The sequence below is a fragment of the Pseudobutyrivibrio sp. UC1225 genome (genome assembly GCF_900115215.1).
In the GTDB taxonomy this organism is placed as follows: domain Bacteria; phylum Bacillota; class Clostridia; order Lachnospirales; family Lachnospiraceae; genus Pseudobutyrivibrio.
Genome location: NZ_FOVQ01000004.1, coordinates 233,185 through 258,251 on the forward strand (window position 1 = coordinate 233,185; position 25,067 = coordinate 258,251).

General features: G+C 39.4%; 26 protein-coding genes. 7 read left to right on the top strand and 19 right to left on the bottom strand.

Features of this window, described 5'->3' with window-relative positions; all coding sequences use genetic code 11:
• Positions 1-33: 33 nt before the first annotated feature.
• The 4 genes from pta to BMZ41_RS07610 all read right to left on the bottom strand — a co-directional run bounded on the left by pta (position 34) and on the right by BMZ41_RS07610 (position 4,160).
• The gene (gene pta, locus BMZ41_RS07595) at positions 34-1,017 is read right to left on the bottom strand and encodes a phosphate acetyltransferase (protein ID WP_090168252.1); all 984 of its coding nucleotides are present in this window, start codon (positions 1,015-1,017) and stop codon (positions 34-36) included.
• 193 nt (positions 1,018-1,210) lie between these two features.
• A complete protein-coding gene (locus BMZ41_RS07600) occupies positions 1,211-2,626 on the bottom strand; it encodes an AAA family ATPase (protein ID WP_090528330.1) in 1,416 nt (471 codons plus the stop codon).
• Between the two features lie 166 nt (positions 2,627-2,792).
• On the bottom strand, positions 2,793-3,974 hold the full coding sequence (locus BMZ41_RS07605) for a CapA family protein (protein ID WP_090168256.1): 1,182 nt from the start codon (positions 3,972-3,974) through the stop codon (positions 2,793-2,795).
• A gap of 9 nt (positions 3,975-3,983) precedes the next feature.
• Positions 3,984-4,160, bottom strand: a complete 177-nt coding sequence (locus BMZ41_RS07610) for a DUF4250 domain-containing protein (RefSeq protein ID WP_090168412.1) — start codon at positions 4,158-4,160, stop codon at positions 3,984-3,986.
• Between the two features lie 94 nt (positions 4,161-4,254).
• Here BMZ41_RS07610 and fliB point away from each other — a divergent pair, with 94 nt between their 5' ends.
• Together fliB and BMZ41_RS07620 are read left to right on the top strand one after the other, a co-directional pair.
• Positions 4,255-5,307 (top strand): flagellin lysine-N-methylase, encoded by a 1,053-nt coding sequence (gene fliB, locus BMZ41_RS07615; protein ID WP_090528333.1) that lies wholly within the window; start codon positions 4,255-4,257, stop codon positions 5,305-5,307.
• A gap of 35 nt (positions 5,308-5,342) precedes the next feature.
• Positions 5,343-5,684 (top strand): phenylpyruvate tautomerase MIF-related protein, encoded by a 342-nt coding sequence (locus tag BMZ41_RS07620; protein WP_090168260.1) that lies wholly within the window; start codon positions 5,343-5,345, stop codon positions 5,682-5,684.
• A gap of 51 nt (positions 5,685-5,735) precedes the next feature.
• Here BMZ41_RS07620 and msrA read toward each other — a convergent pair whose 3' ends face one another.
• The 5 genes from msrA to BMZ41_RS07645 all read right to left on the bottom strand — a co-directional run bounded on the left by msrA (position 5,736) and on the right by BMZ41_RS07645 (position 11,164).
• On the bottom strand, positions 5,736-6,215 hold the full coding sequence (msrA, locus tag BMZ41_RS07625) for a peptide-methionine (S)-S-oxide reductase MsrA (RefSeq protein WP_015550922.1): 480 nt from the start codon (positions 6,213-6,215) through the stop codon (positions 5,736-5,738).
• 11 nt (positions 6,216-6,226) lie between these two features.
• Positions 6,227-6,856, bottom strand: coding sequence for a histidine phosphatase family protein (locus BMZ41_RS07630; protein ID WP_090528336.1), 630 nt, complete (start codon positions 6,854-6,856; stop codon positions 6,227-6,229).
• Positions 6,857-6,858: 2 nt separating this feature from the next.
• On the bottom strand, positions 6,859-8,538 hold the full coding sequence (locus BMZ41_RS07635; RefSeq protein ID WP_177184176.1) for a M3 family oligoendopeptidase: 1,680 nt from the start codon (positions 8,536-8,538) through the stop codon (positions 6,859-6,861).
• 176 nt (positions 8,539-8,714) lie between these two features.
• Positions 8,715-8,891: a YlcI/YnfO family protein gene (locus BMZ41_RS15595; RefSeq protein ID WP_090528341.1), complete on the bottom strand. Its 177-nt coding sequence runs from the start codon at positions 8,889-8,891 to the stop codon at positions 8,715-8,717.
• A gap of 137 nt (positions 8,892-9,028) precedes the next feature.
• Positions 9,029-11,164, bottom strand: coding sequence for a hypothetical protein (locus BMZ41_RS07645; protein WP_090528344.1), 2,136 nt, complete (start codon positions 11,162-11,164; stop codon positions 9,029-9,031).
• 259 nt (positions 11,165-11,423) lie between these two features.
• Here BMZ41_RS07645 and BMZ41_RS07650 point away from each other — a divergent pair, with 259 nt between their 5' ends.
• Positions 11,424-11,630 carry a helix-turn-helix domain-containing protein gene (locus BMZ41_RS07650; RefSeq protein WP_090528347.1) on the top strand — a complete coding sequence of 69 codons (207 nt, stop codon included), beginning with the start codon at positions 11,424-11,426 and terminating at the stop codon, positions 11,628-11,630.
• Between the two features lie 142 nt (positions 11,631-11,772).
• Here BMZ41_RS07650 and BMZ41_RS07655 read toward each other — a convergent pair whose 3' ends face one another.
• The 9 genes from BMZ41_RS07655 to BMZ41_RS07695 form a co-directional block, all read right to left on the bottom strand.
• Entirely contained in the window at positions 11,773-12,735 is a 963-nt protein-coding gene (locus BMZ41_RS07655; protein ID WP_176754501.1) for a methyl-accepting chemotaxis protein, read from the bottom strand.
• A 33-nt stretch (positions 12,736-12,768) separates the two neighbouring features.
• Positions 12,769-13,860, bottom strand: coding sequence for an FIST C-terminal domain-containing protein (locus BMZ41_RS07660; RefSeq protein WP_090528350.1), 1,092 nt, complete (start codon positions 13,858-13,860; stop codon positions 12,769-12,771).
• Positions 13,861-13,974: 114 nt separating this feature from the next.
• Positions 13,975-15,270 carry an ABC transporter permease gene (locus BMZ41_RS07665; protein ID WP_090168270.1) on the bottom strand — a complete coding sequence of 432 codons (1,296 nt, stop codon included), beginning with the start codon at positions 15,268-15,270 and terminating at the stop codon, positions 13,975-13,977.
• Positions 15,270-15,998, bottom strand: coding sequence for an ABC transporter ATP-binding protein (locus BMZ41_RS07670; RefSeq protein WP_090168271.1), 729 nt, complete (start codon positions 15,996-15,998; stop codon positions 15,270-15,272). Before BMZ41_RS07670 ends, BMZ41_RS07665 begins: the two co-directional genes overlap by 1 nt.
• 9 nt (positions 15,999-16,007) lie before the next feature.
• The gene (locus BMZ41_RS07675; RefSeq protein ID WP_177184177.1) at positions 16,008-17,414 is read right to left on the bottom strand and encodes an efflux RND transporter periplasmic adaptor subunit; all 1,407 of its coding nucleotides are present in this window, start codon (positions 17,412-17,414) and stop codon (positions 16,008-16,010) included.
• A 27-nt stretch (positions 17,415-17,441) separates the two neighbouring features.
• Positions 17,442-18,185: a hypothetical protein gene (locus tag BMZ41_RS07680; protein ID WP_090168275.1), complete on the bottom strand. Its 744-nt coding sequence runs from the start codon at positions 18,183-18,185 to the stop codon at positions 17,442-17,444.
• Positions 18,185-18,895, bottom strand: a complete 711-nt coding sequence (locus BMZ41_RS07685; RefSeq protein ID WP_090528356.1) for an ABC transporter ATP-binding protein — start codon at positions 18,893-18,895, stop codon at positions 18,185-18,187. Before BMZ41_RS07685 ends, BMZ41_RS07680 begins: the two co-directional genes overlap by 1 nt.
• A 17-nt stretch (positions 18,896-18,912) precedes the next feature.
• Entirely contained in the window at positions 18,913-19,263 is a 351-nt protein-coding gene (locus tag BMZ41_RS07690) for a GntR family transcriptional regulator (protein WP_090168282.1), read from the bottom strand.
• A gap of 107 nt (positions 19,264-19,370) precedes the next feature.
• A complete protein-coding gene (locus BMZ41_RS07695; protein WP_090168285.1) occupies positions 19,371-20,243 on the bottom strand; it encodes a helix-turn-helix domain-containing protein in 873 nt (290 codons plus the stop codon).
• A gap of 356 nt (positions 20,244-20,599) precedes the next feature.
• On the opposite strand from BMZ41_RS07695, the gene BMZ41_RS07700 reads away from it, so the two are divergent.
• The 4 genes from BMZ41_RS07700 to BMZ41_RS07715 all read left to right on the top strand — a co-directional run bounded on the left by BMZ41_RS07700 (position 20,600) and on the right by BMZ41_RS07715 (position 24,733).
• Positions 20,600-21,895, top strand: coding sequence for an ABC transporter substrate-binding protein (locus tag BMZ41_RS07700; RefSeq protein WP_090168289.1), 1,296 nt, complete (start codon positions 20,600-20,602; stop codon positions 21,893-21,895).
• A 110-nt stretch (positions 21,896-22,005) separates the two neighbouring features.
• Entirely contained in the window at positions 22,006-22,890 is an 885-nt protein-coding gene (locus tag BMZ41_RS07705; RefSeq protein WP_090168294.1) for a carbohydrate ABC transporter permease, read from the top strand.
• A gap of 12 nt (positions 22,891-22,902) precedes the next feature.
• On the top strand, positions 22,903-23,730 hold the full coding sequence (locus BMZ41_RS07710) for a carbohydrate ABC transporter permease (protein ID WP_090168296.1): 828 nt from the start codon (positions 22,903-22,905) through the stop codon (positions 23,728-23,730).
• Between the two features lie 28 nt (positions 23,731-23,758).
• A complete protein-coding gene (locus tag BMZ41_RS07715) occupies positions 23,759-24,733 on the top strand; it encodes a glycoside hydrolase family 43 protein (RefSeq protein ID WP_090168299.1) in 975 nt (324 codons plus the stop codon).
• A gap of 123 nt (positions 24,734-24,856) precedes the next feature.
• On the opposite strand, the gene BMZ41_RS07720 is transcribed toward BMZ41_RS07715, so the two are convergent.
• A partial coding sequence (locus BMZ41_RS07720) for a group II intron maturase-specific domain-containing protein (protein ID WP_304442051.1) occupies positions 24,857-25,067 on the bottom strand: 211 nt, incomplete at its 5' end.

A 25,067-nucleotide genomic window follows, 5' to 3' on the forward strand; every position in this document is an offset into this window, starting at 1 on the left:
CGACTTCCGTCGCGGAATTTAGTCATTCTAAAATTATGCTAATGCAGCAGTGATGATTGCCATAGAATAAACTTCCTGAGCATTACATCCTCTAGAAAGATCGTTGATTGGTGCGTTAAGTCCGAGAAGGATTGGACCGTAAGCATCGAATCCACCAAGACGCTGTGCAATCTTGTAACCGATGTTACCAGCATTGATGTCTGGGAAGATGAATGTGTTAGCGTGACCAGCTACTGGTGAGCCTGGGCACTTTGTCTTAGCAACACGTGGTGAAACTGCAGCATCAAACTGAAGCTCTCCATCGATATCAAGCTCAGGATATCTTTCCTTAGCAAGCTTTGTAGCCTGATTCATCTTATCAACATCCTCGCCCTTTCCAGAACCAAGTGTTGAGTATGAAAGCATAGCAATCTTTGGATCAATACCGAAGATCTTAGCGCATGCTGCTGTCTCGCCTGCAATCTCAGCAAGCTCCTCAGCTGTAGGCTTGATGTTAATAGCGCAATCACCCATAGCAAGAACTTCACGATCACCTGTTGCATGGTTACGAACCATGATGAAGCATGAAGATACGATGCTGTTGCCTGGCTTTGTCTTAATAACCTGAAGTGCTGGACGAACAGTATCAGCTGTTGAGTATGTAGCACCACCAAGAAGTGCATCAGCAACGCCCATCTTTACAAGCATTGTACCGAAGTAGTTGGCTGCTGAACATGTAGCCTTAGCCTGCTCCATTGTAACGCCCTTAGACTTTCTAAGCTCGCAGAAAAGCTCACACATCTCATCAAATCTGTCATAGTTCTCTGGATCGATGATAACTGCACCACGGATGTTAAATCCTGCATCCTCTGCAGCTGCCTTAATCTCTTCTTCCTTACCAATGAGAATTGGCTGAAGGAAATCTGAACCAAGAAGACGGCTAGATGCCTCAATAATACGTGGGTCTGTACCCTCTGTAAAAACGATTTTCTTAGGATCCTTTTTAAGGATGTCAATTAATGCTCCAAATCCTGCCATAATTAATTTCCTCTTTTCTTTCTTTAAGTATGTTAACCATTCGCACCAAGTGCTTTGGTGTTAGTTTTTTGAAACCATAAGATATAATACTACTTTTTTATGAAAAAACAGTGGTTTTGAGCATTGTTTTTGATTTTGTACTTTTTTGTATTTTTGTTAATTTATTGTCAATTATTACTCACTATTATTAGCCTTAGACAAACAAATCATCCATAGTAATCACTGCCTGAATCATACCAGAGTAAATGTTTTCTTTTAATCCAACAGTTGTAACTAAAATTGGGTGAAGAGCACATCGTGTCTTGGTAGATTGCCTAAATGCTGTCACCCTATTTTGTATTTTTACACTCTCAGTTTTACTAATCATGTACATTCCATCAGAATACTTCATTTCACATATATTGATAACCTGATCTTTTCTGTAAATTAACAAATCAATTTGAGCACCTGAAATACCTTCATCTTCATTTTCACTACAACTCCAAGAATATTCCTCAGTGAGAACTCCACCAATCTCCATCTTTTTCTTTATCTGAGCAACATGAAGCATACATATTCGTTCAAATGCAAGTCCTTGCCAGGTATTAATCTTTGGCGTTCCTATAGAATTCATCCAAAAGTGTTCATCAGTTGGTCTCTTCTCCATAAATGCATAGTAAAACAGTGTAAATGAATCTATCAATTGATAAACCGCATCTTTTTTCTTTTTTCCAAACTCTGTATATTTACGAATAAAACCACATAACTCTAATTCTTCTAGTTGTTTTGTAACCGCTCCTGAGTTTGTTAGCTTTGCTCCATCTATTATTTCTTGACGAGTAAGTCCCTTCTTCTTTTTGCCCAAAACATTAACAATGGACATGTACACTTCTGGATTTTTAAAAAGAGAATAGTATAAATACTTGTACTCATCTTTCAAAGGAGCATCATCCGCAAAGAAAATAGTATCTATGTTTTGAGACAGGCTATATCCTTTTTTCAAAAGACTCCAATAATACGGAACACCACCCATTATCATATAGCAGTTAAGTACATCTGAACGGCTCATTGAAAGTCCATAGGATTTAATAAGTTTTTCACAATCACCAAGCTGAAATGGCTTCAAATGAATTTGTCCAGTTAATCTATTATGTAATCCTCCTCTATTATGAACCACCTTATTAATCATCCACGATGTCGATGAAGCACAGACTATCAAAACAATATCTTTTCTTCCACTAGCCCACCCATTCCAAAAGAATTCCAACGCGGCCATAAAATCACTTCTAGCAGTATCAATCCACGATAATTCATCTAAAAATATAATCTTCTTTTTTTCTTTAGACTTATCAATTTCTTCTTTTAAAATTCCAAAAGCATCTATCCAATTTGCCGGTGTAGAATATTTCATTCCATAAGAATTTAGCGAATCTGCAAAAGCATTAAGCTGAACAGCAGTCTTTTGGTTTGCAACACCAGTATGTGAGAAAAATAGCTGTTTTCCATATACTTCTCTAACTAAAAATGTCTTTCCAACTCCTCTTCTTCCATAAATTGCAATAAACTTTGACTGTGATGATAACATTGCTTCCTGCAATATTTGCTGTTCTTTTTCTCTTGCTACTAACATTTCCATTCACCTCTATAATTTACTAAATCCATCAATTTTTATTAGATTAAGTAAATTATATTTTTTTTAAGCGCCTATCAATCTATAATTTACTTAATCGCATTTTATTTATTAGATTTAGTAAATTATAAAATATAGATAGCCACCTCAAGGGGAAGCCATTTTTTTATTTAACTGTGATGTATCCACTACCATCAACAGCCACACCGTGCGAAATACTCTCAACATAGCTGAATCCAGCTGCATCCACTCTGGTGCAGGCACCGCTGGCTGTAATAGGAATAATCCTGTAGCTTACATTATCATTTTCATCGATTGCAAACTCTACTGCTCCACCACCACCAGACTTTATATTCTGATTAAATATGAAATTTCCAAGGCTGTAGAAAATTGGCTTTCCATTGTACATCTCAACTGGCTGTAAACAATGACTGTGCATACCAATAACTGCATCAGCACCAGCATCAATAAATTTATGACCATCATTTGGTTGATAGCTTGTGAGCTCAGTAGTGTGCTCCACACCCCAGTGAACCATAACAAAAAGGTAATCTACCTGTGAATCTGCTGCCTTTATAGCATTAAGTAAATCTGTCTCATCATAGAAGCAAAACTCTCCTGGCTGAGCATTTAAAACATTCCAACTTCCAACTGGAATAACATGACTGGCTGCAAGAAATCCATAGGTGCGTCCCTTTGCATCCGTCTTTACGATAAGCTTGCTGGCATCATCTAAGCTATTTCCAGCGCCTGTATAATCAATACCCGCATTTGTAAGAGTTGTAAACGTATCTGTAAGAGCATCCCTGCCGAAATCCAAGACATGGTTATTGGCAAGGCCTGCTATATCAACGCCCAAATCATTTAACAAACTTACATATGATGGATTAACTCTAAATGTGTACTGCTTATCAGGAGCCTTTTGGCCTCTCTCTGAGAAACAAAATTCGTTGTTAATCATTGTAAAGGTTGCGTTTGTCATCAAGTCTTTTATTTCAGGTGCAACAACACCATCAACACCTGCCGAGCTGTAGTTTGACTGAACATACTCGCTAAGCTCCACATCACCTGTGAAAACGATCTTTGTTGTTAAATCCTCTGGAGCAGGTGATGGTTCAACTGCTGAGGTTGGGTCGATACCAGCCTCTTCAACGGTGAGAACTGTATCTTCATCTGAAGAATCCTGTACAGATTGTTCTAAATCACTATTCTGCTCCTGAAACGCACCGAACAACTGCTGACCTTTTTCCTCAAAAGGGCCTCCTTCGCCTAAAGCGTACCATCCAGCCGCAAGAACCAACACCAATATTAATAACGTTTTGACTAACGCAGAAAAAAACCTTCCCATAATCTCCCCCTATTTAAACTGATTTTTAACAGAATCATAATGATAATCGATGCTTGCTAACTTTGCTTTCAACTCCTCTTCATCAATTCCTGTATCATCAATCAATGCATATAATGTAGTGTAATGATCTCTCAGCGCTGTATTCACAACAGAAAGAAGCATCACTGGATCTTTTGGAAAATTCATAATTGCACGACCTTTCATTAAACTTACTCTGTGTATTCTAGCATAAAATAAAAAAACATGGTAACATCAAGGCAGTTTTATTAGGAGATAACAAATGATTTACAGAAAACAAAATGGTTATGATGCTTTCAAATGCATTGCCGATAAATGCCCTAAAAGCTGCTGTGTCGGTTGGCAGATAATGATAGATGCAGAAAGCATAGAAAGATACAAGAATGCTGATGGAGATTTTTGCGCCAAATTAAATGGCTCGATCAATTTTGAGGAAAGCTGCTTCAAGCAGAATAATACCCGCTGTGCCATGCTGAATGATAGTGGTCTTTGCGATTTGCATTCCACTCTTGGTGAAGATATGCTTTGCTACACTTGCAAGATGTTCCCTAGACATGTGGAAGAATTTCAGGATATTAGGGAGTATTCTCTTTCCCTCTCTTGCCCAGAATTTACTCGCATGATTTTAGAGCCTGATTATGAATTCGCATTTACGGAATCAGAAGATGATACCCTTGATGATCCTGAAGAATTCGAAGATTACGATTTTCTATTATTTGATAAATTGGAATATGCAAGAGATAAGATGCTCGGACTTGCTGCATCTAAAACCATTTCCCTTCAGGATAGAATGAGTTTAATAGCAGCTATGGGGCTAAAACTTCAGCGACTCTATGATGAAGGCCTAATCTTTGATATGGACGATGTGAATTTTGATGAGGAGTTTGACTGTGCTGGAACTGGTGCAATCTTATCACTTGACTACTGTACCAAGAACATGGATGTACTTCTTGATATGGAAGTTTTGGAGGAATCTTGGCACGATTCTATTCGCAGTGCCAAGACTTTCTGGAACGACAACTCTTCTGACTTTGTAACCTGGAAATCAGCCATGTATCCAGATGCTGACACAGAATTCATATTTGAGAAGATTTTTGAATCTCTTCTCTTTACATATTTCTGCGGTGCTGTTTATGACGGCCAAATCTACGCCCGCACTATGATTGCAGTGCAAAGCACTCGCTGGCTTATGATGCTTCATGCAGCAGATAAAAACACCCCTCTGGAGCAGGTGATTTACCTGTACTCCAGAGAGGTAGAGCATTCAGACTTAAATGTGAACGCACTCATTGAATTCTTTGAATGCGAATTATAATTCTATATAAACTCACACACGAAAGGAGATATGTTATGCCATTTATTGATTCAAAAATTACTGTTCCAGTTACAGCTGAGCTGAAGGAAGAGCTTAAGAGCGAGCTTGGAAAGCTTATTACAACTCTTAACAAAACTGAGACTTACCTTATGGTGGGTATTGATGATGCCTACGATTTGTGGCTGGGAGGAAAGAAGCTTGATAAGGGTGCTTATGTTTCAGTAAGCCTCTATGGCAATGCTCCAAAGGAATCCTATGATAAGCTTACTGGGCAGATTTGTGAGCTCTTTGCTGAAAAGCTTGGAATTCCTGGAAATTCAGTTTATGTAACCTATCATCCTGTATCAGATTGGGGATGGAACGGAAGTAACTTCTAAACAAAAAGGACAGCTAGAAGCCCAACGCTTCCGACTGTCCTTTTAAATTTCTTATTTTCTTCCGCTACTTTTAAGCTCTTCCTCAAAGGCTTCTGGATTTTTTAAGTAATAATCCTGATGTTCTTCCTCTGCCTTATAAAAAGACTTAAAAGGCTCCAGTGCAATGTGAGTTTTCTTACCAGAAGATGCTTCTAGCTCAGCAATCTTTTCCTGAGCAAGCTGTAACTCCTTCTCATTTTGGTAATAAATTGCCAGGGTATAAGAAAAACCCTTGTCGATGTACTGTCCTTCCCCATCAAATGGGTCTACATTAGCTAAATAGATATCCAGCAATTTGTCATAATCTACATTGCTTTCATCATAAGTCAATTCTATTGTTTCTCTATGACCAGTCTTCTGAGCTTTTACATCCTCATAAGAAGGATTAATCTCATCTCCACCAGAATAGCCGCAAACAACAGAATCCACTCCATAAATCTTATAAATAGGTGTGACACACCAAAAGCATCCACCTGCAAAATATGCTTTCATAAATCTAATACCTACCAGTTTTTCTCAAAACCTTCTGAAACAAACCTATAATCGTCACTTTTACCGTCGGCACTCAAAAACAGTTCCGCTATAGCGCAGTTGTTGAAATCTACATCCCAATAGGCTTCACGAGGAGTCTTCTTTACATACTCAAATAGTCCGTGGCTAAGAGCTCCGTGACTAACAAGAAGAAGCACATCCTCCTCTGAAAAATCGCCTGAAGAAATCATTCCTCGCACTCTCTCAACTACAGCACCTGCTCTGGCTACAACCTCATCATAGCCCTCGCCACCCTCCGGTGGAATATAGTCTGCTGGAGTGTCGAAGCACTGATGTAAAAATCCCGGGTCTTCTTCCCCCATATTTCTCTGCTCACAAACCCCAAAGGCCATCTCAATAAGATTATCATCTGTCTCAATCTGGCTCATAGAAATGCCTGTGGCGAGACTGCCTGTCTCAATGGCACGCTCCAAAGGACTGGAAATAATTCTTGTAACCTTAATTCCAAGTCCATCTAAAAATTCCTTTGTCTCACGGGCCTGCTGACGGCCCCTCTCATTGAGAGGGATGTCAGAGCTACCCTGTAATCTTTTTTGAACATTTAAATCTGTCTGTCCGTGGCGTAATAATAATACTCTCATAACTAAAAAATCTTCGCACTAAACTTATCTACAATTTCCTTAACTACTCCATCCTCAAATGGTGTCTTAAGTCCTACCTTCTTAAGCATGTTTGTATAGTAATCGCTGGCTGAAAGCTTGCAAAGGGCAAGATAATGTTCCCATGCCTCCTTGTAATCCTCATCCATCCATACCTTAAACTGCATTGCTACGATTGAAGCAAGTACATAATCAATGTAATAGAATGGCACATCAAAGATGTGAAGCTGCTTCTGCCAGAATCCACCAAGATTCCAGAACTCATTCTCAGAGAAATCAATGTATGGTCTGTACTGCTGCTCAAGCTTCTTCCATGTTTCCTTACGCTGGGCTGGAGTCATTTCTGGATTGTCGTATACGATATGCTGGAACTCATCAACCATTGTTCCGTATGGAAGGAAAGTGCTGGCATCCTCAATATGCATCTCGAAGTAATCCTCGAATCTGTCTCCGAAGAAGTTCTTCATCCATCCATATGTGAAATATTCCATAGACATTGAGTGAATCTCCGCTGTCTCCATACCAAGCTCATTATGCTCATTAATCTCATCATCACGAACCACATATGCCTGGAATGCATGACCACACTCGTGTGTGATAACATCAACGTCACCGCTTGTTCCATTGAAGTTTGCATAGATAAATGGAGCCTTATAGTTTGCAAGGTATGTCTGGTATCCACCAGCTGCCTTATTCTTACGACCAAATACATCAAATAATTCATGCTCCATCATGAAGTTCATGAACTCCTTTGTCTCTGGGCTAAGCTCAGAGTACATATCCTGTCCACTCTTAAGGATTCCCTCTGGAGTTCCGGTTGGCTTTGGATTTCCTTCATTGAAATATACACCAAGCTCTGTAGCCTGAAGCTTATCAAGACCAAGTCTTTTTGCACGCTTTTCAGCAAGCTTTCCTACGAAAGGAACGAAGTATTCCTTGATCTGCTTTCTGAAATTCTCTACATCCTTTGGACCGTAGCTGTTTCTGTGCATTCTGCAATATGCAAGCTCTGTGTAAGAAGAAAAACCTAAAAGCTTAGCCTGCTCAGTTCTGTTCTTTACCATCTTGTCATAGATTTCGTCGATTTCAGGAGTAACACTCATGAACCAGTCTGAAACAGCCTTCTGAGCCTTCTTTCTAACCTCACGATCCTTGTTAGTTGTAAATGGAGTCATGAGAGAAAGGTTATAGGTCTCACCTTCGTACTCAATCTTTGCAGTAGCAATAAGCTTGTCATAACGTGAAGCAAGTGCATTCTCCTCCTGCATAAGAGGAATAACCTCGTCATTAACAGATTTTGCATCAAGCTCAGCATTCTTAAAAAATACTGGTCCAAGCTTTGTCTCAAGGAAATCCTTGTATGGTGATGCTGCAAGAACATTGTTATATTTAATAGTTGCATTGCTTAATCTAGGGATAACCTCATCAAAATAATCGTTTTCTTTCTCATAGAATTCGTCTGTATTATCAGCATCATGTCTGATGTAGGCGATATTATATGCTGTATCAAAATCATTGGCCAGCTTGTAGAATTCCTTGTGAATCTCAAACTGTTCCTCACCAGATTTTGCAGCCTGCTGACGCTCTATAAGCTCTGCAATTGTCTTCTCAAAAGCATCAATTGATGGACGCTCATAAGGGATATCTTTAAACTTAAAATCCATAATCATTCTTCTCCTTTAATAATTTAGCTAGGTGACATTTTAGCAGAGAAAAGAGTTATGCACAATGCATCAATGATATATCTGCTGTCATATATTCTCGTTGTTTTACGATAAAATATGCAGGTTTTTGATGTAAATCAAAAACCTGCATATTGGCTGATTTCCATATACAATTTCTAAGAATCCTTATCCTCTAGATTTTCAAGAGCATATTGGCAAGCCTGGACTACAAAGGCTGAGAAAGTCACGTCCTTCCCTTCAATGGCTTCTTCTATTTCTTTTAGTAAATCCTGTGGAAATCGTACTGTTTTATTTCCTGTTCCTTTATTTTCTGTTTTCAATTTGAATGTCATGATATACTCTCCCTTGATCGATTTGATAAATAGCGTGCGATGAGGCGCCCCGATTTCTCGGGGTGCCTCATTATTTCACCATTACAGTATGTATATAAGTCCAAAAATCTTTCTTATATATAAATGAATAATACTAATTATGGATTTGCACCTGTTGCCGCCTCAAGATTGCCATTAGCATCGCTTACAATCTGTGCTGCATCACTTGCCTCAGAAGCTGCCGCATCTTTTACAGCTTCAAGTGTACCAGCATTCTGAATTTGATTCTTAATATCAGCACCTGCTTTTTTCTGTTTATTTGCAACTGCTAGAGCTTCATCATGTTCATTAACATCTGTTGTACTTGTGTTATCATTTACATCATCTGCAGTTGTCACAAGACCTGCATAATAGCTATCATAAGCACCCTGTGCACTCTCCAAATCATCCTTTGCTGTTTCTAATGCTGCTTCAGCACCTGTTAAAGCTGTTGTAGCACTAGAAAGAGTTCCTTGAGCAGTTGTTACACCACCATCTTTACTACTCTGCGTGCTAACTGCAGTAGCCAATTCACCCTTCTTTGAATCTATGTCAGTTGCAAGAACAAACTCATCAACAGCATCCTGAATAAGATTCTGGGCATCTGCTGTTGCTACTGAAAGAGTCTTATTAGATAAAGCTGATGTTGTAAAGCTTCCAATGGTTGCAGAAGTAATCTTCTCCTGATTTGCTTTATCAGTTCCTGTAGAAGGATCTAGATTGCGAGCTGCATCCTCACCGATTTTAATCTTAACATCTGTTCCATCAAGTGAAATTGTACCACCAAAAATTGACTCAAGTTTTACCTTTGCATTCGCTTTAGCAGTTTCGTCGTCACCCTTAAAATCAGCAATTAATTTGCTTACATATGCGCTTTGATAAGATGCAAGTGTGTTTTTGGCAGCAGTGTCTTTTGCAGTTTTTACTTTATCTGCATCTACTTTTCCATTTGTAAGATAAGCAGAAACAGCGGTCTGTGCATCACTAAGGACATGGTCAGCTGCTAAAGCAGTAATTGCTGTTGTTACTGAGGCTGTTGAATCAGGATCAACAGCTCTATAAGCATCTGGATCTACAGCCTTTACAAGGTTAGCTGCATTAGCTCGAGCCGATGCTACAACCTTTGCTGCATCTGAAGCTGCTGCCTTTGCAGAATTTAAATCAGCCAGTGCCTTATCGTAAGCCACCTGAGCATTAACCAAGTCATTCTCCGCACCTTGTAGAGCTTTTGCCTTATTATATAAATCATCAGCAACTGTAGAACCGCTAGCTGTGACATCTCCTGTAGTTGGATTAACTGTAAGTGTCTTTACAGCTGCCACGTCTCCGCTAGCTAAGTCTTTTATCGCATTATCTTGTGCATTTTTGAGTGCCAGCCCAGCTGCTTTATATGCTGCAGCAGTTTCTGCTGCATATTCATCCGCAGCCTCTTTATTTGCTTTCGCATTATCAAGTGCTGCCTGAGCTTTATTAATTGTATTTAAAACAGCATTTACATCAGTACGATCCAAACTACTAATTTCAGCAGCTAAAGAGGTATTGACTGCATCAAGACTTGCAGTGTTAGCCTTAATAGCTCCCTGCTTCTGTGCATCTCCACTTCCTGGAATAACGATTCCGCCACTAGAACCACCTGAAGGTGCTGTGCTACCACCTGAAGGTGCTGAGCCACCGCCTGAAGAACCTGAGCCGCCACCTGAAGAACCAGAAGATGCAGCTGTAACTGCCTTAGCTCCGCTAGGAAGGATATTCTCAGCTGGGAAACCACCGGCTGTTCTGTGCTCCTTGATACCAGCTGTTGCAAAGTGCTGATAATATAGAGCAATATTGTCGCCAAATGCCTTCTGGAGATCTGGATATGCAGCCTTGTATGCCTGTACATCAAAGTAAGGACTGATGTTTCTACCTTCCTTCATTCCAAAAATCATGAAATGCTGGAAAAGCTTTGCAGGATCAGAACCAAATACATTAGCAACATCTGGATTCTGCTTTGCATAATATGCAGCATCAAAAATCTTAAACAATGGAGATGCTGACATATCATCAGCGCTAGACATTCTGCCTTCGTTCTTACCAAACAAGTTGTAGTGATTCTCCAATGCCTTTGAAGAAGTACCAACTGCAGCAACAACATCTGGATTCTGCTTTGCATAGAAATCAGCATCAAAAGCAGCCATTGCTGGCATAGATGATGCTATGGTTGCAACTGCCACACCAGCAGCCATGAGTTTTACTAGTTTCTTGTTTCTAGTCATGTGAAAAGTCCCTCCTTAATATTAGTCTCCCTCGTGCTTATGCAATGCTACCACACGGTAGCACGAAAGAGTTATTTTTTACCACCATTCAAACCTTTGCGTGTATTAAATACAACTGAATGGTGGCATCTACAGCATTAATGTACCACCATTTGGTAGCATTGTCTAATGAAAAGGGTGATAATTAACATTTTTTTCACAAAGTGTGTATTTTCACTACTTATTGTCTGAACATTTCACGCGCAAAGAGAGGAACGTAATGCTTCTGAAAAGATTAGAAGATTTGAGAGTAGACCATGATCTAACCCAGCAGGATGTTGCTGATATCCTTTATTGTAAAAGAGAGGTATATCGTAGATACGAAAAAGGCATTAGAGAATTGCCACTTTCCTATGCAATAACACTTGCAAAATATTATGATGTGACCTTAGATTACCTGGTTGGAATTTCGGATAATAAAAAATAAGAAGTTATGCTTATTCACTAGCCTAACTTCTTATTTTTTTCACGTTTTATATAACTAATTATTTTTAGCTAGCTGCTATTTTAACACAAGAAAAGGACTATGCACAGTGCATAGTCCCTTTCAACTTTTCAAGAAGGATATTTTATAAATCAGTAAGCGGTGCAATCTGCTCGAGAACATGGTTCATATCCTCGAACATAAATCCCTTCTGGGTAATCAAGGTCTTGATATCTGAGATATCGTTTGTAACTGTATCAAAGTATCTTCTTGAATCGTCAATGTTATCAGAGATTGAATTGATTGAAGTCTCACAATTCTGGAATACCTCACCCATCTGCTCACTCTGCTCTGTAACCTCATCAGCTACAGTCTTGATATTTCCAACAACCTCCTGCGTCTCAACAACTCTCTGGTGTGATGTCTCGATAGCTTCCTTTGTATGGCCTACCGACTCTACTAGACGGTTATTGTTTTCATCAAGCTCCTTCATACTATCAAATACAGATGTAACAACACTTTGAATCTCGGTTGAAAGATTTGTTACCTCGTCAGCAACAACGGCAAAGCCTCGTCCTGCCTCACCAGCACGGGCTGCTTCAATTGATGCATTAAGAGCAAGAAGATTTGTCTGCTTTGCAAAGCCACCAATCTGCTCTACCTTCTCACGAATATCATCAAAGCTCTTCTGGAATGCTGCAAACACTTCCTCCACCTCTGCGATGGTAGCTGATACATCTCCAGTACTCTGATCAACCTTTTCCATTCCATTATGTGAATCATCTGCTGTCACAACAAGCTTCTTTACAATATCATCAAAAGCATTTGTAATCTCTTCGATTGTCTGGAACTGCGCCTTGAAGCCATTTACTGAATCAGAGATATTGGTGTACTTTTCCTCAACAACTGAAAATGACTCACCGATTGTATCAATACCAGCAATTGTATTTGCCTCTTCCTGCTGCAACTTTTCCTTTTGCTCAATTGAAAATCTACCAACCTCGCGAATTGCCTTCATGCGGCTTCTCATATCGACCTTCTTGTCGGCACCTTCAGCGTTATCAACTACTGGCTGTTCTACTTCTTTTTTTCTTCCGAATAATCCCATCTTGCACCTCCGTCTATTCGAAATACAAAGCATTTATTCAAACACTGCGCAAACCATAGTCTGGTTTACATGCTGCTTTTTGTACTGCTCTCCACCACCAACAACACCTACATGTGGGCCAACAGATTTCATTTCTCCTATAAAGGTGTCAAGATAGCCCTTATTTGAATATAATAGATGACGATAAATACAATTTACCGAAAAGATGAGTGAAATTCGACTGTTTTCATCTCTAATCTTTCGACGTGTTTCTGAGCCAATCGAATCATAATCCTTCAGCTCCAAAACCTGAATGGCATCATTTTCATTAATCTTCTTATAGATGATTAACGAACCATTTGCACCAACTTCATATGGGCTGGTAATGAATATCTGATCACCAATAACTCGTCCCAACGGATTCGTTAATACGTTATCTACAATTTCACCGCGGCTAACATTTGCATCCTGACAATAAACATCTGCTGCTGGACGGCCATCCAAAGAAACCAATTCCTTAACACCAAGATTAACCTTTGTAGCAATATGTGTAACAGGACAATCCATTGGACCATATATATTTTCGGAATAAGTTCTAATCTTTCCAGACTTATTCTTTATAAGAGCATAGCAGCACGCATCAGCGTAAAGCTGTCCATTTACTAATACCTTTGGAGTATATCCTGCAGGATATCCAAATACAGTTCCGCCTACGATAGGAATACGAGCTCGCTCTAAGGCTACGTTCAATGTAGTTACAAGACGTTCCTCGTCATTCGTACAGAATTCAAGGCAAATCGTATTACTATCACCAGCTTGGATTTTCGAAACCTTCTCTTCCATTGCAGGAACATCAAACATCGGTGCAGTTGAAAGATTGCGGATTACTCCAACTTCTGCATCCACATCACTTCCAAAAGACAAAAGCATCATTCTCTTGTCAGATGATGTATCATAATATGAAATTGTTCCTGAACCAATCAATGGAACATTAGGATACCTATCCGAAATAATTTTTGCCGCTTTCTCAAATTGATCGAAAGAAGCTAATAATACTAATAATTTAGGTGAACCAGCCTTAGAACATACTTCTGCTACAGCTGCTTCAATGTCTGATTTTAAAGATGTTCCTATAGAAATTTGCATAATAACCCCTTTCTGTGTAATATCCCACAATTGGATTTTAGCACAGAAAGGGGCTTATCCTTAATTTTTCACATTATATTCAATAATATTTAACACATAATCAATACTTTAGGGCTATTCGTATCTCAAAGCATCGATAGGATTAAGCTTAGCTGCCTTATTAGCTGGATAGTATCCGAAGAAAATACCTATAGCCATTGAGAATCCAACTGCAATGACAACGCTTGAAACAGATACCACTGCGTCATATCCCATAAGCTTAACAGCCAATATACCAAGACCTACGCCAAGGACGATTCCAATGATACCACCAATTACACAAATAACCACTGACTCAGTAATGAACTGGAGACGGATTGATGCGTTGGTAGCACCAAGAGCTTTTCTTGTACCGATTTCCTTTGTACGTTCTGTGATAGATACCAGCATAATATTCATAACACCGATACCACCAACCACAAGGGAAATTCCGGCGATTACAGAAAGAGCAAGCTTAATCATGCTAATCATAGTATTTAATGAATCCATCATAGAATCCATACTTACTGCTGCAATCTCAAAGGCATCATTTCTAGAATAGAAATTTACATTAAAGAAATCTCTAACTTTTGTAACAAATGTGTTATTATCTGTGTTCACAGATGTAACAAGCATAAAATACTCGAAGCCCTTGTTTGCTGTGTGATTAATCTTTCTAGCAGTATTAAGAGGAACAAGTACCTCTGTCTTAGGATTGTCAGACTCACCAAATGAAAGTGATTCTGCTACGTATTTATATACGCCTACAACATAAAAATCATTGAATGTGCCGTCATCACTGACTACCTCAATCTCTGTGCCAATGACTGCATCGTTATCGCCCTTGTAAAGACGTTCAACCAGCTTGTCTGAAACCATGCAGACTGCTTTTCCTTCTTTATAATCCTGAGTGATAAAGCTTCGTCCACCAAGTACTTCCTTATCATTGAATTCCATGTAGTCCTTGTTATAACCTACAATCTGAACCTTGGCATCCTTACCATTTTGGCTAACCTTACTTGTAGAATAATAATCTCCTACCTGCTCTGTAAGCATGACATACTTGATATCATCTTTATACTCGTCTGTAAGAGCCTTAAGCATATCCTTGGTGATAAGGTCCTCATCAGTTAAATCTCTGGCATAGCCACCATAATTCATTCCTGATTCTTCGCCTTCATCATCAGTCTTCTGCATGATAGCTACCTGAATATTGTTTGCACCAAGGCCCTGCATGGTGGAATTGACAATAAGGGTAATGGAGTTACCAACAGTCATTATCGCAATTACGGATGCGATACCGATAATAATTCCAAGCATAGTAAGCAAGGAACGCATTATATTTGCTTTAAGTCCTGATAATGCTACGAGGACGTTCTCTGTAAATAACATTATTCGCCCTCCTTTTCTTTTAATCCAGTCCAGCTTCCAGCTGACTCTCCTATGATGCTGCCATCTTTAAGAGTAATAATACGCTCTGTCTCACGTGAAAGCTCTGGAGAGTGAGTGATGAGAACGATTGTCTTGCCCTGCTCCTCATGAAGCTTATGGAAGATATCCATAATCAAACGACCTGTAGCAGAATCAAGAGCTCCTGTAGGCTCATCAGCAAGAATGATAGCTGGGTCATTGGCCATAGCTCTGGCTATTGCCACACGCTGCTTCTGTCCACCTGATAGCTCATCAGGTTTATGCATCATTCTGTCTGTCATCTCTACCTGTTCCAGAAGCATCTTTGCGCGTTCTGTTCGTTCTGCTCTTCCCATTCCTGCATACATCATAGGAAGCTCTACATTTTTCAAAGCACTTGTTCTTGCAATAAGATTGTAGGTCTGAAAAACGAATCCTATTTTTTTATTTCTAAGTGCTGAAAGCTCGTGATCCTTAGCCTTCTCAATATCTATTCCATCAAGAGAGTATTCCCCTGATGTAGGTCTGTCTAAAGCACCGATGATGTTCATCAGTGTAGATTTACCTGAACCAGACTGCCCAACAATGGAGACAAACTCTCCCTCTTTAACTGTAAAATTCAGTCCATGAAGTACCTCAAATTCGTTAGGGGTCCCAATAAAAAAGCTTTTATGAATATTGCGAAGGTCAAGCATAGTATTTTCTGCCATAATAACCTCCTAATCGAAATACATGTAATCCATAATATCTGTACTTGGTCCATCAGCTACAACTGCTTCTACAGTCATGCCCTTCTTAAGACCTTCACCCTTAACCTCTACATAGTAATCACTCTCAAGACCCTTTGTAACCTTGATTTCTTTCTTCTTTCCGTCATCCTCTACAACATTTACGAAGAAGCTACCGTCATCCTTCTTTTGGATGCAATCGTATGGAACACAAAGAGCATTCTTTGCTGAATCGATAATAACGCTAGCCTTGGCTGTCATACCAACACGCATTCTCTTGTCATTATCCTTCATCTTAATCTTTACTTTATAAGAAGCAACATTGCTGCCTGTTGACTGCTGATTTGCACCAATCACACCCTCAGATGCAAGGGAAACAAAGGTAACTTCGCCATCAAAAGTCTCATCCTCTGTAGCTTCGAACTTTACCTTTGCAGGAAGACCTGCCTCGATGTTTGCAATGTTGTACTCATTAACTGTAGCCTCAACAACAAACTCGCTTGTATCTGCTATCGTAAATACGGTATTTCCCTGAGCATAGTTATTACCCTCTGTTACATTCATAGTAAGGATGTAACCAGAAATAGGAGCTGAAACATGTGTAGCATCCTTGCTTTCGTATACATCTTCCTTTGCATCTACCTGAGTATAGTTCTGGTTAAATGCCTGCTTAAGCTGAGCAAGCTCGATCTTTGTCTGAAGTGTATCTATCTCTTTCTGTAAATCCTTTATAGCATCCTGCTTTGCTTCATAAGCATCGATACCTGTCTTTCCAGCTTCAGAAAAGCCATGTTTTTGAACACAAATTTCTGTTTCTGACTGATATCTGTGTACTGTATCAGGATCATTTGGATACTTATCATACTCTTCTTTTGCATCCTTAAGATTGTCATAGTACATCTTCTTATCATCAAGCCATTTCTGATAATCTACAATCTTTTCCTGATCATCTGTTATCTGCTTCTGAAGGTCCTCAATACCCTGAGCACTCTCCTTATTTTCAATGTTGTACTGAGCATTAAGTTCTGAAATCTTTCTATCAAAATCATCGCCATCAAATTCAACTACAACAGCACCAGCCTCTACATAATCACCAACCTCATAGTTGATTTTCTTAACCTTGATGCCAGTCATTGTGCCACCGATTGTAGATGTAACCTTTGCTGTATCTGTGGCGGTAAGTGTTCCTGTAACACTAACAGATTTTGTCAAATCCATCTGATCAACTGTGGCTGTAACAGGCTGATTTGCCTGCTCTTCCATAAGCTTCTGTGCCTTTGCCATGCTATAGCGTACATAGCCGACTATTCCCAAAACAATCACAAGGGCAATCACAAGCTTAACGTGCTTCTTTAAGAAGCGTCCAATTTTCCCAAAAATCTTCTTAACTGTTTCCATAAAAAATATCATCCTCCATAACTAGTGTTACACTGAAAGTTTATTATCCATGATCCACGCTGTGATCAAATAGAATAACAAGGTAAGTAAAGCATAAAAACCAACATTTGAAATAAGTCTTGTCATTGAATAAATATAAAGGTCTCCGTAGATTGCATCGTGAATGTGATTAACAACCAGCGAAATAACAAGAAATGCAACAAAGCTGAGTAATCCGTTAAATCTGTTTCCCTTTAATAATGTTGCACAGATAACTACTGCAAGATATCCAAGGCAGATAAGATATACCCAACCCATAACTCCATCGAAGCAAGCCATTCCAAATCCCTGGTAATTGAAATTTCCAACATCACCTGTAATAGCTACGCTCATCAAATCTATAAGACCCTGCACATCATCATATCTGACAACTAAAAGCATCATGTCTAAAATAGAGAGGGCTATAAAAAATACTCCCGAAACAAGTACTGAGCCGCAGTTTTCTATTACCTTTGCACCTAAAATTTTGTAGCTGCTGTTAGGTGTCATAAATAACATGTAGCTCTGTTTTGTATTGATGTCCTTACTAAGAATGTGAATTCCGTATACTCCAATAAGGAACAATCCACAAATAGTAGTAAGTACTAGACCAGTGCAAGATGCTGCAAGCAAATCTTCATTCAATCTCCAGATTCCCAAAAGGAAAAGTAGTTCAAAGAAGGCTGTGAAGCAAAGGACAAGTCCCTTCATCTTCCATGATTTTCTAAATTCGTATTTAATTAATGCTCCCATTAGCAAGCACCTCCCATTTCAGCAGCACCATATACTTCTCTGTATTTATCTGCCAAAGAAATGCACTGGTTCTGTCTCAATTCTTCTACCTCATAAACACCTGCCAGATGTGACTTGTTAATGAAGATTGCATAATCAACAACTGACTCCAGCTCCTCTACAAGATGACTTGATACCAAAAGTACCTTATCCTCTCCTGCATGTCTGATGATTGCATTTAATACCTCATCTCTGGCAAGAAGATCGATTCCGTTAAGTGGCTCATCAAGCATGTAAACCTTTGCGTCTCTTGCCATGGTAACCGCTACCTTTAGCTTGGCAAGCATACCAGATGAAAGCTCCTTGCACTTTAGCTTCTTTTCAAGATCCATCTCCTGAAGCATTTCATCAAAAGCCTCCATTGAAAAGTCCTTGAAGAAATCCTCATAATATTTTCCAACATCACCAACTGTCATCCAGTCATAGAAATATGGCTCAGTGGACATGTAAGCGATATCATTTCTGCTACTAACCCCTACTGGCTGGTCATTATATTTAATCACACCAGATGTTGGCTTAATAAGGCCTGCTGCCATTTTCATCCATGTTGTCTTACCGCTTCCGTTTGGGCCAAGCATTGCATAAATATGTCCTGGCTCAAGCTTAATAGAAATCCCATCTACCGCTGTCTTGCCGAGAAATTTTTTTGTAACCTCAAAGCTCTCTAACATTTTTAATCCTTCCTCCACTATTTAGTTGTTTTAATCATTTCGATTGCCTCTTCCCTGGATATTCCAAGTTCTGAAATACTCTTAAGGAAATCATTAAGACAACCCTGAGCCATCTCATGACGACATTCTTTAATTTTTGATTCATCTTCAGTCACGAATGTGCCCATTCCTCTTTTGGTGTAACAAACCCCCTCGCGTTCAAGCTCCTGATAAACTCTTGCTGCAGTATTAGGATTGATAGTGTACTGTACCGCAAGATCACGGCTGGAAGGAAGTTTTTCACCTGTCCTGATTCGCTCATTTATAATATCAAGCTTTATCGCATCGATAACCTGCATATAAATAGGCGTTTTCGAATCATATTGCATATGTATACTCCTCCATGTGTACCTCTGTACTCGTGTACTATGTGTATAGTACACTATGACATTCACACTGTCAACACCCCAATAAAAAAAATCCCCGAAGGGATTTTTTATGCCTTTTTCACATCAGACCAATACATACTCTTAAATTCTGTAGGTGTACAGCCTTTTTGTATTTTAAACATACGGATAAAAGAGGAAATCGATGTGAACCCACAATTCAAAGCCACATCCGTTACTGATACACCAGGCTCCACTAAAAGCTCCTGTGCCTTAGCAATTCTTTTTTGATTTACATATTTATAAAAGCTAGTGCCTGTGAACTGCTTGAACAATCTCTCAAAATAGAATTTACTGAAGCCGCTCATGTCAGCAATATCATCAAGCTTAAGATCTTCTGCACAGTGAGCATTGATGTAATCGCAAATCTCCATAAACTTAGGAGCATACTCTTCTTTTACAATAGGATTATAATCCGCTTTTACGTTATTATTAGAATAGTTCTTTCCTATTAGTACTAACATCTTAAGAAGCTGACTATAGATATTCACCTCTGAGAATGGATTATTCTCCATATATTCCTCTCGAATGTTAATAAGCATTTCCTTAACTGTGCCATGAATATCCGGATATTCCTCTGGGGTGATAACACAGTAGGGTGACATTATAGAGAATAAAATCTCCACCTCTCTCATAAATCTAAGAGTCGTGGTGTTAGGTTGGAAAATAATACGGCGTCCTGTAGGCGGCGCAATAATAGAATGAACACACCCTGGACAAACGATACAGATATCTCCCTCTCTAAGCTCTACCTCCGAATTAGAAAAAACCATTTTATATCCATTCTCAACTGGCATGACAATCTCGATAGCTGGATGCCAGTGCATAGGATAATCTTCATATTGTGTATTGTCGTAGAGTTTCAGCCCCGTACTTTGCTTATAATTCACGGTCTCAAAGATGCCGTCTAAGCTTTCTATCATATAATTCTTCTCCCTTAAAAAACGCCTTTTCCGCCAAGGCAATAATTGATAACTAATTTCCGTTATAATTTTTGCGCTTATCTGCCCTAAAATCAAGTTTTTTCAAATAATTGCTCCTCAAAATCCATTAATTTGTTCATTTTATCATTTTCTAAGAATGTTTTTTAGTAAAATTGTACAATTTTTGAGCAAGAATTATCTTTACTTGAGCAATTTTTGATAACTAATCAACAACATTTTTGAAGATTGTGTTCAAATTGTGTGTTAAATTGAAAGTACCAAAACAGTTAACAGACAAATGCGACACAAAAGCAAATAGGGGGCTTTACATTTGTCAAAAAGAAGGAGGAGACGTAATGAAAAAGAAATTAATTGCGACTTTAATGTCAGCAATGATGATCGCTTCTGTTTTCACAGGTTGCGGTGCATCAGGCGGATCATCTGATTCAGCTTCTAGCTCTGATGGTTCAGCAGATGGTGTTCAGGAAATCACTTGGATGTTCTGGGATGATTTGGATGCCACACAGGATCTTATCTCTCTTGGATACAAGGAGAACGTTGAAAGATTCAACAAGGATTATGAGGGTCAGTATCACGTTAACGTTGTTACAACAAACCTCGAAGAGTACTATGACAAGTTAAATGCATTGGTAGCTGCAGGGGAAACACCTGATGTATTTATTGTCAGCCCAGGTCCACAGCTTACAGATTATGTAGCACCTGGTATCGCTGCTCCACTTGATGACTATCTTGCAGATGGTTGGAAAGACACATTTACAAGTGATGCAGTATTCACACAGCAGACATATGACGGCAAGATTTACGCTGTACCTCTTAACACAGCTGCAGCTTGCTGCTTCTATAACACAGAGATGTTCGAAAAGGCTGGCGTTGAAGTTCCTACAAACTGGGATGAGATGCTTGACGCTTGCGACAAGCTTCAGTCAGCAGGATTTACACCAATCACAATTTCAGCTGGTACAGCTTGGTGCCTTTCAATGGTAGCTGGTTACCTTTGCGAAGCTGAAGGCGTAGACCTTTCTAAGCTTGCAGATGGTTCTGCTTCTTGGGAGGATGGAAAGCTTGAGGCAGCTGCAACAAAGCTTCTTGACCTTTCTAAGTACTTCCAGCCAACAGCAGCTGGTGACACAAACGATGTTGCTACAGCAAACTTCTACAACGAAGAAGCTGCTATCCTTATTCAGGGTTCATGGGCAATCGGACAGATCAACGGCGAGAACCCAGAGTTCGAGTCTAAGTGTGGTGTATTCCAGTTCCCTGGTGTACAGAGACTTATTGCTAAGTCTGATTCACTTTGCATGAGCTCATCAACAAAGTCTCCTGAGGCTTGCGCTGCATTCATGAAGTACTTCACAGACGACACAGCTCAGAAGTACACAGCAGAAGTTGGTGGAAAGATTCCTGTAACAAAGGTTGAATATGATGCTTCAGCAGCACCTGCTCAGCTTGCATACGTAATGGACATCTTTGAGAACGCAAAGGGTACATTCGGATTCTACAACGAGTCAATGCCTACAACAGAGACAGGTTCACACTTCGATGACACAATGGTATCAGTATTCCTTGGTGATATGACACCAGCAGAAGCTGCTACAGATATGGAAGAGTTCTACCAGGCAAACTGCCGATAACATTCTTTTTCTTCAATACCTTTATTGTATATGGGGCGCAACTTCCCTGCGCCCCTATTCTTTTAAACTTTTTTAGGCTCTATTAATAAGAAAATTAAGGAAAATAAGATATGGATAAATTACTTAGAAATAAAAAAGCCATCGTAATTTTCATGGCACCAGCATTAATTCTGTTTACATTCATTCTGTTTATTCCAATCTGTCAATCTGTATATTATTCATTCTGTGATTACAACGCTTTGACACCAGCAAAATGGGTTGGATTAAAAAATTATCAGGGATTACTTGGCGATAAGACATTGAAGATTGCCTTAAAGAATTCTGTATTCTTTCTGATTTATTCTTGTGTAACTCAGCTTATTATGGGTCTGTTCTTAGCAGCCCTTCTTACAAATATAGATAAAGGAAGAAACCTTTTCAAAAATATCATCTATTTACCATGTGTTCTTTCTTCTGCAGCTCTTGGTCTGTTATGGATGTTCATCTTCAGTCCAAAGCTTGGTATCAACCAGCTTCTCCAGAAGCTTGGAATGGAAGGACCACTCTGGCTTATGGATACAAAAGGTTTCATCATCCTTCCAATGTGGGTAATCGCATTTGTAGCTTTATGGCAGTATGTAGGTCAGTCTATGATGCTTTACATGGCCCAAATTTCAGGAATCAGCAAGTCTTTATATGAAGCAAGTTACATTGATGGTTGCAGCAAGGCTAAGAGCTTTAGATATATCACTCTCCCGCTCGTCCGTCCTATGGTTGCAACCGCAATGTCACTTAACGCAATCGGTTCTTTGAAATTCTTCGACATGATTTTCAACATGACTGAAGGTGGTCCAAACCACAAGACAGAGGTTCTTGCAACACACCTTTATCAGCAGGGCTTTAAGTATTTCAAGTATGGATATGCCAGTGCAATCGGCGTTTTACTCCTTGTGCTTTGCTTAGCTGTAACACTGTTTATAAACAAGGTTGTAAAGACCGAGCCATATGAGATGTAGGAGGTTTTAGAAATGAAAAAATTGTCAGTTTGGAAAATTATTATTTACATCTTTTTGGTAATCATGGCTGTCCTTTATTTAGCTCCATTGCTTTGGACTTTTAATGTAGCCTTCAAAACAAATAAGGAGATATTTACCGCTCCATTCGCATTACCACAAAATCCTACAATGGAAAACTTCACCTTTGCATGGACTGCCGGAAAGCTTGGCATCGCAACACTTAACTCATTTATTGTCTGCGTTGTAACACTTCTTTTTAGCATGATTATTGGTTCCATGGCAGCCTTTGGCATTGCACGTTTACGTTGGAAGTTTTCACATTTAGCACTTGTTTATTTCCTTACTGGAATGATGATTCCTGTACACTGCGTTTTGATTCCACTTTTCACACGCTTTGCAAAGGTTGGTCTTTCAAACAGCCTTACAGGTCTTGTTCTTCCATATTTGACTTTCTCTCTACCAATCACAATCTTTATCATGGTTGGTTTCTTTGAGGGAATGCCAAACGAGCTTATTGAAAGTGCCTGCATCGATGGCGCATCGATTTATCAGATTTTCTTTAAGGTTTGTCTTCCACTTGGAAAGACAGGACTTTTCGTTACAGGTCTTATGACTTTCGTAGGAAACTGGAACGAACTTTTACTTGCAATGGTATTTATATCTGACGATATGAAGAAAACACTTCCTGTTTCTCTTTCAAAATTCGTTGGACCTTATAATACAAACTATTCACAGATGTTTGCAGCCATCATCATCGCAATCATACCAACCATCATTGTATATTGCGCTTTCTCTAACCAGATTGTAGATGGCCTTACAGCTGGAGCCGTTAAGGGCTAAAAAATTTACAGGAGACAAAGAGAGTATAATGAAGACACAAAACAAACCCCTAATTACTGAACTTTTCACAGCTGATCCATCAGCTCATGTTTACGAGGACAAGATTTTTATCTATCCTTCACATGACATCCCTCACAACGGAGAGGATAACGACAATGGTGATGAGTATCAGATGGAAGATTATCACGTATTTTCAATGAGTGAAGACAGTGACGAAGTCACAGACTATGGAATGGTTTTACATCAGGACGATGTTCCTTGGGTAAGCAGCCAGATGTGGGCTCCAGACTGTGTATTAAAGGATGAAGTATATCACTTAATCTTCCCAGCCAGAGACAAAGAAGGAAACTTTAGACTTGGTATTGCAGAAAGCAAGAATCCAGCAGGACCATTCGAGCCAAGACCAGAATGTATTCCAGGTAGCTTTAGTATTGACCCATGCTCTTTCATCGATGATGACGGACAGGTTTATATCTACTTTGGTGGACTTTGGGGCGGCCAGTTAGAGAAATACCGTACAGGAAAGTTTGATCCTAACGGCACAGAACCAGCTAAGAACGAGCATGCTGTATGGCCAAAGGTAGCTCCTATGAAGGATGACATGAGCGAATTTGCAAAGGCTCCTTCAGATGTAGTAATCCTTGATGAGAACGGCAACGAGCTTCTTGCAGGCGATGAAGACAGAAGATACTTTGAAGATCCATGGATGCACAAGCACAATGGAAAGTACTACTTCTCTTATTCAACAGGAACAACACACTATATCGTATATGCGGTAGCAGATAACCCATACGGTCCATTCACATATCAGGGCAGAATCTTAGAGCCAGTACTTGGATGGACAACACACCACTCTATCGTAGAGTATCACGGCAAGTCATATCTCTTCTATCATGACTGCGAGATTTCAAAGGGTATCAACCACAGAAGAAATGTTAAGTACTGTGAGTTAAAGTATAACGAGGATGGCACAATCCAGACAATCACTCCAGAATATGAGTAAAATCGAGTAGGAGGGAGATTTAATTAATCTCCCGACCTCTCAGTCGAGTAAGTAGGAGGATTTTCACCTCAAACTTCTCACAGAACCGTACGTGAAGGTCTCCCTTCATACGGCTCTTATCATCTAACAATACGAATACATTTTGCTCCAGTGTGCAAACAATCTCGGCTCTCGTTTTCTTACAGACGTGAGCCATTTTTCTGCCCGTCTTCTATGACCACGAAGGTTCTTATATTTACACATTGCCCATTTTACTAGCCTACGTTCTATACATTGAAGTGTATATTTCATGGCTGATGGATTGAATTTCCCAAAATAATTAATCCAGCCTCTT

Bases quoted from the DNA above. Each gene is read 5' to 3' on its own strand.
- BMZ41_RS07650 (WP_090528347.1), top strand. From the start codon at position 11,424: ATGCTTCTGAAAAGATTAGAAGATTTGAGAGTAGACCATGATCTAACC.
- BMZ41_RS07665 (WP_090168270.1), bottom strand. From the start codon at position 15,270: ATGTTATTTACAGAGAACGTCCTCGTAGCATTATCAGGACTTAAAGCA.
- msrA (WP_015550922.1), bottom strand. From the start codon at position 6,215: ATGAAAGCATATTTTGCAGGTGGATGCTTTTGGTGTGTCACACCTATT.
- BMZ41_RS07675 (WP_177184177.1), bottom strand. From the start codon at position 17,414: ATGGAAACAGTTAAGAAGATTTTTGGGAAAATTGGACGCTTCTTAAAG.
- BMZ41_RS07600 (WP_090528330.1), bottom strand. From the start codon at position 2,626: ATGTTAGTAGCAAGAGAAAAAGAACAGCAAATATTGCAGGAAGCAATG.
- fliB (WP_090528333.1), top strand. From the start codon at position 4,255: ATGATTTACAGAAAACAAAATGGTTATGATGCTTTCAAATGCATTGCC.
- BMZ41_RS07710 (WP_090168296.1), top strand. From the start codon at position 22,903: ATGAAAAAATTGTCAGTTTGGAAAATTATTATTTACATCTTTTTGGTA.
- BMZ41_RS07715 (WP_090168299.1), top strand. From the start codon at position 23,759: ATGAAGACACAAAACAAACCCCTAATTACTGAACTTTTCACAGCTGAT.
- BMZ41_RS07670 (WP_090168271.1), bottom strand. From the start codon at position 15,998: ATGGCAGAAAATACTATGCTTGACCTTCGCAATATTCATAAAAGCTTT.
- BMZ41_RS07620 (WP_090168260.1), top strand. From the start codon at position 5,343: ATGCCATTTATTGATTCAAAAATTACTGTTCCAGTTACAGCTGAGCTG.
- BMZ41_RS07635 (WP_177184176.1), bottom strand. From the start codon at position 8,538: ATGGATTTTAAGTTTAAAGATATCCCTTATGAGCGTCCATCAATTGAT.
- BMZ41_RS07695 (WP_090168285.1), bottom strand. From the start codon at position 20,243: ATGATAGAAAGCTTAGACGGCATCTTTGAGACCGTGAATTATAAGCAA.
- BMZ41_RS07655 (WP_176754501.1), bottom strand. From the start codon at position 12,735: ATGGGATTATTCGGAAGAAAAAAAGAAGTAGAACAGCCAGTAGTTGAT.
- BMZ41_RS07605 (WP_090168256.1), bottom strand. From the start codon at position 3,974: ATGGGAAGGTTTTTTTCTGCGTTAGTCAAAACGTTATTAATATTGGTG.
- BMZ41_RS07660 (WP_090528350.1), bottom strand. From the start codon at position 13,860: ATGCAAATTTCTATAGGAACATCTTTAAAATCAGACATTGAAGCAGCT.
- BMZ41_RS07645 (WP_090528344.1), bottom strand. From the start codon at position 11,164: ATGACTAGAAACAAGAAACTAGTAAAACTCATGGCTGCTGGTGTGGCA.
- BMZ41_RS15595 (WP_090528341.1), bottom strand. From the start codon at position 8,891: ATGACATTCAAATTGAAAACAGAAAATAAAGGAACAGGAAATAAAACA.
- BMZ41_RS07700 (WP_090168289.1), top strand. From the start codon at position 20,600: ATGAAAAAGAAATTAATTGCGACTTTAATGTCAGCAATGATGATCGCT.
- pta (WP_090168252.1), bottom strand. From the start codon at position 1,017: ATGGCAGGATTTGGAGCATTAATTGACATCCTTAAAAAGGATCCTAAG.
- BMZ41_RS07680 (WP_090168275.1), bottom strand. From the start codon at position 18,185: ATGGGAGCATTAATTAAATACGAATTTAGAAAATCATGGAAGATGAAG.
- BMZ41_RS07705 (WP_090168294.1), top strand. From the start codon at position 22,006: ATGGATAAATTACTTAGAAATAAAAAAGCCATCGTAATTTTCATGGCA.
- BMZ41_RS07630 (WP_090528336.1), bottom strand. From the start codon at position 6,856: ATGAGAGTATTATTATTACGCCACGGACAGACAGATTTAAATGTTCAA.
- BMZ41_RS07610 (WP_090168412.1), bottom strand. From the start codon at position 4,160: ATGAATTTTCCAAAAGATCCAGTGATGCTTCTTTCTGTTGTGAATACA.
- BMZ41_RS07685 (WP_090528356.1), bottom strand. From the start codon at position 18,895: ATGTTAGAGAGCTTTGAGGTTACAAAAAAATTTCTCGGCAAGACAGCG.
- BMZ41_RS07690 (WP_090168282.1), bottom strand. From the start codon at position 19,263: ATGCAATATGATTCGAAAACGCCTATTTATATGCAGGTTATCGATGCG.